The organism is Eubacterium barkeri, assembly GCF_900107125.1.
GTDB classification, from domain to species: domain Bacteria; phylum Bacillota; class Clostridia; order Eubacteriales; family Eubacteriaceae; genus Eubacterium_O; species Eubacterium_O barkeri.
Map to the genome: position 1 here is coordinate 25,426 of NZ_FNOU01000029.1, position 7,643 is coordinate 33,068.

The window sequence follows — 7,643 nt, forward strand, 5'->3', positions numbered from 1 at the left end:
GGGCAACACATAAAGGAGACCATCAATTATGGCATTTTTATCAATCGACAATCTTTGTAAGACCTACGGCACAAAAGAAAACCCCATAACCGCCCTGGACCACGTTTCCCTCACCCTTGAAAAAGGGGAATTCACCGCTATCATCGGGTCCTCGGGTTCTGGAAAATCCACCCTGCTCCACGCCATTGCCGGGGTCGATCCCCCCACCAGCGGCAAAATCCTTCTCAACGGACAGGATGTCTACGCCGCCAATAACGAGGCACTGGCCATTTTCCGCAGACGACAGGTGGGGCTGATTTACCAATTTCACAACCTGATTCCAACATTAACCGTGGTAGAAAACATCACCCTGCCCATCCTGATGGATAAACGACCGGTGAATGAAAAACGCCTTGCCGACCTACTGACGCTTCTGGGGCTCACAGACCGAAAAAACCATTTACCCAATCAGCTTTCCGGTGGTCAGCAACAGCGGGTCGCCATCGGCCGGGCCCTGATGAATGCTCCAGCGGTCATGCTGGCTGATGAGCCCACGGGGAGTCTGGACAGCCAAAACGGACAGGAAATCATCCGCCTTCTCAAGGAAAGCCACAAGCGCTACCATCAAACCCTCATCATCGTCACCCACGACGAAAACATTGCCCTCCAGGCTGATCGGGTGATTACCATCTCCGATGGCAAGGTGGTCCGGGACGAAGGGCTGGTGAAACCCTCATGATCATTTTTAACCGCATTGCCCTCCAGGGGCTTAAAAAAAACCGAACCCAAACCCTGGTCACCATTATTGGGGTGATTCTATCCACCGCCATGATCACTGCGGTGGTCACCTTTGGCACCTCCCTTCTCCATTTTTTAGTCCAGAGCTCTATGGCAAAATACGGGGACTGGCAGGTCGCCTTCTTCAATGTCGATCCTGCCTTTATAAAGGCCCAAGCCGAGGATCCGGCAGTATCCAGTATCGCTTCCTTTGAGGATATGGGGTATGCCTCCCTCGATGATGTCAAAACCCCGGAAAAGCCCTATCTTTTTATCGCAGGCTTTGGGGAGAATACCCGGGAGACCTTGCCCATCAGCCTAATCTCCGGCCGCCTGCCTGAAAATAGCGCGGAGGTCCTCATCCCCTCCCATCTGGCCCTTAAGGGCGGCATTAAGCTTGCCCTTGGGGAGACTCTATCCCTCACGCTGGGCACCCGAAATTCCGGGGGACAGACCCTTAGCCAACACACTCCCTATACGGTTGGGGAAACCCTTACCCCCCGGGAAGAAAAGGCCTATACCATCGTGGGAACCTATGAGCGCCCTGGATTTGAAGAGCAGTCTGCCCCGGGCTACACGGCCATTACCCAGACCGATTCCACCAACACCGCCATCCCGTCAACCCTCTTTGTCACCTTAAAAAATCCCCGGGATCTCCACACCTATCTCAGTGGGCTCCCGGAGACGACGCCCCATTACCTTAATGAGGATGTCCTCCGTTTTATGGGACTTTCCGATAATGGTCTTTTCAATACCCTGCTGTATACTACCGGGGGTATTCTCATTGCCATTATCACGGTTGGCTCTATTTTTCTGATCTATAATGCCTTTAATATCGCCTTAAATGAGCGGACCCATCAATTCGGTATCCTGTTATCCGTGGGCGCCACCGAAAGACAACTGCAGCGCGCTGTTATTTTTGAGGGGCTGTGCATCGGAGGAATGGGCATCCCCCTGGGAATCCTCACAGGAATCGGCAGTATTGCCCTCCTGCTTCCAGTCGTAGCTAAAAATTTCAGTACCATCACCACCAGCAGCACCCCCTTAACCCTATGGGTATCCCTCCCGGCCCTTGGGGTCGCTGCCGCCGTCAGCCTCATCACTATTTTAGTTTCAGCCTATCTTCCTGCCAGAAGGGCGGCTCATATCCCGGTGATGGACTGTATCCGCCAAACCGATACCATCAAAATCCATGCCTCGGCCGTTAAAACCAATCCCCATACCCAGCACCTTCTGGGCCTGGAGGGAACCCTGGCTTTGAAAAATTTTAAGCGCAATAAAAAACGCTATCGCAGCGTGGTGCTCTCACTGACCCTAAGCGTTGTTCTTTTTGTGGCTGGAAGTGCCTTTGGAACCACCCTGAAACAGCTTGCAAAAGCCTACACAGTGGAGATGGACGGGGACATTATCTTCTCCGCTGAGGAGATGGGGGAGGATCGCTTTCTAAAGATTAGCGATACCCTAAAAACTGCCAGCGGGGTTTATCGAAGTGCCCTTCAAGCCGATGCCACCTACCCTGGCATCACCTCAAATTTACCCGCCGATTTTGTCAGTGCCTATCGGGCTGCCGAAGGGGACCCCAGCACGGGAGATGCCCTGGCCCTTCCCATTGATGTCCAGTTCGTCTCCGATGAAATTTACACGGACTTTATTAAGAGCCAGGGGCTCCCCCTCTCAGAGTACACTGGTCCGGGGGCAAAGGTGCTGGCCCTCGCCGCAAATAACCAAGAGCACCGCACCTATTTTACAGGGAGCACCATGACCTTCACCCTGGTCTCTGACTCTGGGAGTGCCCAGCAGACCATTGGTGCCACTTTTGTGGATTCCTATCCCTTGGATCCCCTGGCCCAGAGTCCTTCTAAAACCCAGCCTGTTTATACCTTCATGATGGTCGTTCCTTACCAGCTTAAAGCACAGTTTGACACCCTGGGCATTCCGGCCCGATATGGCCTGACCCTCTGGTCTGAAACACCGGCAGCGTCCATGGTTCAAATCCAGTCCATGATTAGTGAGGCTGGACTCACCACGGAGTACACCTTGGTCAATTTATCCACCGCCGTGGATCTCTTTCGCAATGCAATCTTTGTGGTCGATGTTTTTACCGGCGTTTTCCTTGTTATGATCTCCCTTATTGCTATTGCCAATGTGTTTAATACCATCTCCACCAACATCCGACTGCGGCGGCGGGAGCTGGCGATGCTTCGTTCTGTGGGAATGTCCGAAGGGGATTTCAACCGAATGATGGCCTTTGAATGCCTCTTTTATGGCTTGCGCACCCTTTTGTTTGGTGTCCCCATCTCCGGGCTGCTGGCCTGGCTGATCCACCAGGGCCTTATGGCCCAGGAAAAGCTTGATGGTATCGCCTTTGTTTTTCCCTGGGGCAGTCTGGCCATCAGTACCCTCGGCATCTTTGCCATCGTGCTGACCACCATGGTCTACGCCACCCATAAAATAAAAAAAGAAAATATTATCGATGCCCTTCGGGATGAATTGACCTGACGGTGCAGGTGCTTATTTCTCCTTCACACGCTTTCCTGTCATCTGCTCAATTTCCAGGGCAATAAGCCCCACCCGGTGGAGATCCCGGGCAATTTCCATCTCAACCTCTTCGGTAGTGGGATAGTACTTTAAGGCAAGCTGCCGAACTTTTTCCTCAATAACCGCCGGGTCATCCACCAGGGTGGCCTGGCCCATAACAATGACACTTCCAATATGCCAGGCCCAATCATTCCCTTCTTTAAAGCCTTTATCCCAGGTGGTAAAGCAGACCTTGCTGCAGCTTTTGATAGCATCCAGCTTATGGCCCGTTCTGGCGCAGTGGAAGTAGATCCGACTTTCTACCCTGTCGTAATAAAAATTCATGGGAATTCCGTAGGGATAGCCATCATCACCAATAACCGACAGAACCCCCCGGGGCTCTGTCCTTAGAATTTCTTGACACTCTGACTCGGATAGCGCTTGTTTGAAGCGCCGCATTGTTCGTGACATCGTTTCCTCCATTTGGCGTCTTTTAAGTCCTCTGGTCCAATATTTTTTCAAAAGCATCCTGGGTCATCGGTTTGGCATAAAGATATCCCTGCAAATAATCGCAATTTTTTTGACGCAAAAAATCAGCCTGTCCTTGTTTCTCGACCCCTTCTGCCACCACTTTGGCCCCGATACTATGGGCCATTTGGATGATTGACGCAATAATTTCTTCTGCCTTCTGGCTTTCTCCAATCCGCCGTATAAAGTAAAAATCTAATTTAATGATGTCCTGTTCAAAATCAAGGAGGGTGGCAAAGGACGCATACTCTGTACCAAAGTCATCAATGGCAACCGAAACGCCACGAAGCTGTAACGCCCGCAATCTTGCCAGATTAGCCTCTGTCAGGCTGGAAAGAGCCGTCTCTGTAATCTCCAATCCAAAGCTTCCCGATGGTATCTCACTCCTTTCCAAAATCTGACCAATTTGATCCAATATATGATCATCATAAAAATCCATTCGGGAGAGATTAATGGACACCGGCAACAGCACCTTTCCCTGTTTTTGACGCTTTGCCAACCAGGCACTCACACCATGGGCAACAAAACGATCTAAAGCAGTAATGTACCCACTGCGCTCAAGGACTGGAATAAAGCTCCCGGGAAAGAGCAGGCCTCGCTCCGGGTGTTTCCATCGGACCAGGGCCTCTGCAGAAACAAATTGGTCCGTCCGTGCATCCACAATGGGCTGATAATAAATCACAATTTCCTTCCGGGCAATGGCCCTTTGAATCCCACTGACAATCTCTTGTTCTTCAAGGTATCCATTCTCCATAACAGGGCGATAAACCGCATAGGGCTGGGTGTAGCCATCCTCAATAAATCCCTTAGCCAGCTTCGCCCGATCACACATCTGTGCCACACTCAAGGAATCCTCCTGCACAAGATAAACACCAACGTGTAGATTAAGGCAGAGTAAACCATCCGGACTGTCCCATACCTGCTGACAAAAGCTGGTCAATAAAGAATAATTTAAAGCCTGCTGATGCACCAAGCAGACAAAATGGTCGGATTCCATCCGGCCAATCACCAGTGGATCTATCGCTGATTCTGCCAGGGCCCGGGCAACCTGGATTAGCACATCATCACCGACTTCTTCATCAAAGCGCAGATTAATTATTTTAAAGCCTTTAATATTAAAGGATAAAATAGCATAGCCCCCTTGAGCACCACCGTCGTCCAGAAGCCGGGCCGTCTCTTCTAAAAACCCCAATCGGTTGTATACTCCCGTTATTCTATCATAAGTCATCCATTGGCGATAGGACCTGCGCATCCATCCTTGTCGTAGCAAAATGATCACAGCTATCGTCAGTACCGTCAACACGAACGGAATCATCGCGATCCCCCTTTTCCATTCTCTTCCATAATATCTATTTCAATTATATTTTATTTTGATTATATATGAATTATTTAGATAGGTCAAAGGAAATCACTATTGAAATCAGATATATTTTTATTTTTATATAGTAGAATTGTTGATAAGGATGGTGTCTTAAAATGGATCAGGATCGCTTTATCAAAAGGCTCATTGAGCTACGAATCGACAAGGGTGTCTCTGCCCGGGATATGAGCTTATCCCTTGGCCAAAGTGCCGGCTATATCAACAATATCGAGAACGGGGTCAGTTATCCTTCCATGGCCGTTTTTTTCTACATTTGCGACTTCTTTGGAATTACGCCCAAAGAGTTTTTTGATATGGATTCCCATCATCCCATCGAAGAACGCACCTTATTAAGCACCATCAAAAGCCTAAATTATCGCCAAATCGAGCATTTGACGGCCATCGCTGAGGATTTAGGAAAAACACACGAACATTGACACTGGGATTGAACCCATTAACACCCGCATCCATTCCTTCGCCGCCCCGGACATTTCTTCACCCTTTATTGTGCAACGCAAAAAAATACGTTGCATAATGCGACGCAAGTTGCAACGTATTTTTGCGATGTATTCTTGTGGATTTTGGACGGATTTGTGATAGGATAAGGTTAAAAAATTCGATGGAGATGCAATATGGATTTTAAAGAGATCAAGCGCTTATACATCCGTGAAAGACAAAATCAAAAGAACGCGATCGTTGACTGGTTATTGTCTGAAGGGTTTAACATTTTAACCATGAGTGGCAAGATTTCAATTTCACCACATTTAACAGGGTCCGGGAAAACAACTTACACTTCAGATTCCAGAATAAAATCCTATGATTTATCCAACTGGAAATGGATATCAGCACGAAATGGCGAAAGAGAATATTTAATATCTTTGCAAGCTTTCGACATTGACCCTAAAACGCGGGACCGGCATGTATTAATGGACCGCATTGGAATTTATATCTATCCAAGGGGCAAATACAATCCAGAAGACTGCGTTGAAAAAATGATAAACACAGATATCGATTTGCCCATGGATCAAGAAAAATTTGTTCTATTGAGAAAAATACTAATGTGCGTGGACCAAGTGCCTTGGAGCGGTCATCAATCGAGCGCTCAGCCTGTCGACAAACCCAGGGAGGGGAGCTTATAAAAATACCAGAACCCTGGCGCCCCTGCGGGCTGGCGTTTTCGATTTCTATCACATTAAGAAAGCAAACCCACCTGCAACCTTATCAAAACCGAAGGTTTTGCGTACTGACGAATGAGCGGTTTCGCTTCATTCGTCAGCGCCTGGGGTCCGGGGTGAATCTTTTTTATCCGCTCCCTGACCGCGTTAAGGCACTTTGTCTACGCTCTTAGAGCGGTCATCAATCGACCGCTCTTTTATTGTATTATTTCTAGCTGCCAACGTGCTCAGCCACACAGGCTTCCCGGGGAATATACCGCCCGCAGTCCTCTTGGATGACCACCCCATTTTCGACAACCACCTGGCCCCGGAGCAGGACGGTGTCCGCCCGGCCGACGGTGGCCATGCCTTCGTAGGGGTTATAGTCCACATTCATGTAGAGATCGGCGTAATGGATGGTTCCTTGGGCTTCGGGGTCCCAGATTACCACATCCGCATCGCTGCCCGGAGCAATGACACCCTTGCGGGGGTACATCCCAAAGATCCGGGCGGGATTTTCGGACAGCTGGGCCGCCATCTGCCCGGGGGTCATCCGCCCAGTGGCCACCCCCAGGGTGTACATGAGCAGGGGACGGGTTTCCACGCCGGGCATCCCGTTGGGAATCCGGCTGAAATCGTCCTTCCCTTCATCCTTGCCGCCCAGCATGTTAAAGCTGCAATGATCGCTGCCAATGGTATCCACCACATTCCCGGTAATGGCCTGCCACAGGGCAGCCTGGTCGGCTTGCTTCCGGGCTGGGGGAGCAAAGACGTATTTCGCCGATTCAAAATCATCCGTGTAACAGCTGTCATCCAGGGCCAGATACTGGGGACAGGTCTCAATGAGCACCTGCTGGCCCCGTTTTCGGGCCGCCAGACAATGGCTCAGGCCCCGTTGGGTGCTTAAGTGAACCACATAGGCCGGGGTTCCGGCTGCCTCGGCAATGGCCAGATACCGATCTACGGCTTCGGCTTCTACAAAATCTGGCCGGGATAGGGGGTGGGCCGCCGGGGTAAGATGTCCCAGCTCCCGCTGCTCTGCGGTCAGGGCTTCGACCAAGTCCCCATTTTCGCAATGCATACAGCTGAGGCCTCCCATGGCATCGATGGCTTCCAACGCTTCAAAGATGCTGCGGTCGTCACAGCGCAGGGAGGGGTAGGCCATGTAGAATTTAAAGGAGGAGACACCCCGGGCCCGCATATCCATCAGCTCCCGTCTTGTGGTGTCATTCCAGTCTGAAATGGCCATGTGGAAGCCGTAGTCGCAGCTGCACACGCCTTCGCTCATGGCGAACCAATGGTCCAGACCCTCCTCCAAGGTTTCCCCC

General features: G+C 50.5%; 7 protein-coding genes. 4 read left to right on the top strand and 3 right to left on the bottom strand.

The features are described from left to right. The first annotated feature begins 28 nt into the window (after positions 1 to 28). The gene (locus tag BLU30_RS13050; RefSeq protein ID WP_090247022.1) at positions 29 to 718 is read left to right on the top strand and encodes an ABC transporter ATP-binding protein; all 690 of its coding nucleotides are present in this window, start codon (positions 29 to 31) and stop codon (positions 716 to 718) included. After that, entirely contained in the window at positions 715 to 3,255 is a 2,541-nt protein-coding gene (locus tag BLU30_RS13055) for an FtsX-like permease family protein (protein WP_090247023.1), read from the top strand. Before BLU30_RS13050 ends, BLU30_RS13055 begins: the two co-directional genes overlap by 4 nt. A gap of 12 nt (positions 3,256 to 3,267) precedes the next feature. Here the strand turns inward: BLU30_RS13055 and BLU30_RS13060 are convergent, their stop codons facing one another. Together BLU30_RS13060 and BLU30_RS13065 are read right to left on the bottom strand one after the other, a co-directional pair. Next, positions 3,268 to 3,744 carry a pyridoxamine 5'-phosphate oxidase family protein gene (locus BLU30_RS13060; protein ID WP_090247025.1) on the bottom strand — a complete coding sequence of 159 codons (477 nt, stop codon included), beginning with the start codon at positions 3,742 to 3,744 and terminating at the stop codon, positions 3,268 to 3,270. A gap of 22 nt (positions 3,745 to 3,766) precedes the next feature. Further along, complete coding sequence (locus BLU30_RS13065) at positions 3,767 to 5,116, bottom strand: putative bifunctional diguanylate cyclase/phosphodiesterase (protein WP_090247026.1); 1,350 nt, start codon at positions 5,114 to 5,116, stop codon at positions 3,767 to 3,769. Between the two features lie 161 nt (positions 5,117 to 5,277). Here BLU30_RS13065 and BLU30_RS13070 point away from each other — a divergent pair, with 161 nt between their 5' ends. Next, entirely contained in the window at positions 5,278 to 5,598 is a 321-nt protein-coding gene (locus BLU30_RS13070; protein WP_090247028.1) for a helix-turn-helix domain-containing protein, read from the top strand. 195 nt (positions 5,599 to 5,793) lie between these two features. Continuing rightward, complete coding sequence (locus tag BLU30_RS13075) at positions 5,794 to 6,300, top strand: hypothetical protein (protein ID WP_090247030.1); 507 nt, start codon at positions 5,794 to 5,796, stop codon at positions 6,298 to 6,300. 247 nt (positions 6,301 to 6,547) lie between these two features. Here BLU30_RS13075 and hydA read toward each other — a convergent pair. Next, positions 6,548 to 7,643 (bottom strand): dihydropyrimidinase (hydA, locus tag BLU30_RS13080; RefSeq protein WP_090247031.1); only part of this gene is annotated, 1,096 nt, incomplete at its 5' end.